This window comes from Ruminococcus sp. N15.MGS-57 (genome assembly GCF_000980385.1).
In the GTDB taxonomy this organism is placed as follows: domain Bacteria; phylum Bacillota; class Clostridia; order Oscillospirales; family Ruminococcaceae; genus Hominimerdicola; species Hominimerdicola aceti.
Genome location: NZ_LARF01000083.1, coordinates 1 through 2,235 on the forward strand (window position 1 = coordinate 1; position 2,235 = coordinate 2,235).

3 protein-coding genes are annotated in these 2,235 nt (G+C 54.1%); all 3 read right to left on the reverse strand.

Going from position 1 to position 2,235, the window contains the following annotated elements:
* Positions 1–46: 46 nt before the first annotated feature.
* On the reverse strand, positions 47–739 hold the full coding sequence (locus tag WS40_RS10315; RefSeq protein WP_046442134.1) for a response regulator transcription factor: 693 nt from the start codon (positions 737–739) through the stop codon (positions 47–49).
* A 211-nt stretch (positions 740–950) separates the two neighbouring features.
* Positions 951–1,088, reverse strand: a complete 138-nt coding sequence (locus tag WS40_RS10320) for a helix-turn-helix domain-containing protein (RefSeq protein ID WP_046442136.1) — start codon at positions 1,086–1,088, stop codon at positions 951–953.
* Positions 1,089–1,255: 167 nt separating this feature from the next.
* A partial coding sequence (locus tag WS40_RS10325; protein ID WP_046442138.1) for a phosphoenolpyruvate carboxykinase (ATP) occupies positions 1,256–2,235 on the reverse strand: 980 nt, incomplete at its 5' end.

Consider the following 2,235-nt stretch of genomic DNA (forward strand, 5'->3'; position numbering starts at 1 on the left):
ATTGCCACCCGGCCAAACAGCCGCTTTACCGAGAGGTTTTGAAACTTCATTTTGCCTCGCCTCCCGTCCATTGATAGCCCATGCCGTAAACGGTCTTGATGTAGGGTGCGTCGCCGTCGGATTCAATCTTGCTGCGAATCCGGCTGATGGAGGTTGTCAGGGTGTGTTCGTCTACAAACCGCTCGTCTATATCCCACAGCTTTTCCAAAAGCTGCCCACGGGTCAGCACTTGCCGGGGATTTTTACGGAACAGGTTCAGCATTTTGTACTCCATCGGGGATAGGGTCAGGGGCTTGCCGTTTAAGGAAGCCGTCTGCTCCGAGAAGTCCAGAAACAGCCGCCCGTCGTCGTAAATGTCCTTGGCCGGTTTGTGGTGTTCCAGCATGGCGAACATGGCTTTGATTTTCCGCTGCAAGGCCCCGATCACAAAGGGCTTTGTGATGTAGTCCACCGCGCCCACCTCATAGCCCCGTATCTGGTCGCTCTCCTGATCGTTGGCGGTCAGGAATATTACGATGGTGTCCGGGTGCTGGGGCTTTATCAGCTTGCACAGTTCAAAACCGTTCCCGTCCGGCAGGTTGATGTCCAGCAGCACTAAATCAAATTCCCGCTGGCGGATGGCTTCGGCTGCGGTTCTGGCATTTAGGGCAGAAGTCACGCCGTAGCCGTCTGCGGTCAGGTTATAGTCTAACATCTTATTCAAAAAACTGTCGTCCTCGACAATTAAAATCTGCTCCATATTCTCACTTCCTTTGCTTTTTGCAGATAGTATAACAGGCAAATGTCCGAGAATTGTTACAAGGACAAATATATTTATCATTTTACAGCTTTTTTATGTGTACTGCAATTTTATAAAAGAAAGGACAGCAGTATCATCAAATTGCTGTCCTTGCGGTTTATTATAGCTGGTAGTGTATAAGCGTGGGTTCATCATATTTGGTGTGGTATCTTTAACTATGGGAAACTCCGCGTTCCCATCGGCTGACAGCCTTATCTGTTACATGCAGCTGCTGGGCCAGCTCTGCCTGTGTTAATCCCTGTGACTTGCGCATCCGGGCGAGAAATGCCCCGAACGTTTTCGCATCCATTGTGCTCACATCCTTTGGAAAAAGGATAGCATACCACGCACCAAAAGGCAACCGACGCTTTGTTTACCTGCCCCAAAACACAAATCCCCCGCCGCCTGTTCGGTCAATGGACAGGCAGCGGGGGATATTTTATATGGAGTTCAGAAGAAAAATGCTGGGATCAGAGCTTACAGCTGGGGGCCGGCAGAAACCAGAGCCTTGCCGTGCTCGTTACCCTCGTACTTCTTGAAGTTCTTGATGAAGCGGCCAGCCAGATCCTTGGCCTTCTCCTCCCACTGGGAAGCGTCGGCGTAGGTATCGCGGGGATCCAGGATGCCGGTGTCAACACCGTTCAGGACGGTGGGAACCTCGAAGTCGAAGTAGGGGATCTTCTTGGTGGGCACGTTGTTGATATTGCCGTTCAGGATAGCATCGATGATACCACGGGTGTCCTTGATGGAGATGCGCTTGCCGGTGCCGTTCCAGCCGGTGTTGACCAGGTAAGCCTTAGCGCCGCACTTCTGCATCTTCTTGACCAGTTCCTCAGCGTACTTGGTGGGATGCAGCTCCAGGAAGGCCTGGCCGAAGCAGGCGGAGAAGGTCGGGGTGGGCTCGGTGATGCCGCGCTCGGTGCCGGCCAGCTTCGCGGTGAAGCCGGACAGGAAGTAGTACTGGGTCTGCTCGGGGGTCAGGATGCTGACCGGGGGCAGAACGCCGAACGCATCAGCAGACAGGAAGATGACGTTCTTGGCGGCAGGGGCAGAAGAAATCGGGCGAACGATGTTCTGGATATGGTTGATGGGGTAGGACACACGGGTGTTCTCGGTGACGGACTTGTCAGCGAAGTCGATCTTGCCCTCGCCGTCAACGGTAACGTTCTCCAGCAGAGCGTTGCGCTTGATGGCGTTGTAGATATCAGGCTCAGAGTCCTTATCCAGGTTGATGACCTTGGCGTAGCAGCCGCCCTCGAAGTTGAAGACGCCGTTGTCGTCCCAGCCGTGCTCGTCATCGCCGATCAGCAGGCGCTTCGGGTCGGTGGACAGGGTGGTCTTGCCGGTGCCGGACAGACCGAAGAAGATGGCGGTGTTCTTGCCTTCCTTATCGGTGTTGGCGGAGCAGTGCATGGAAGCCATGCCCTTCAGCGGCAGGAAGTAGTTCATCATGGAGA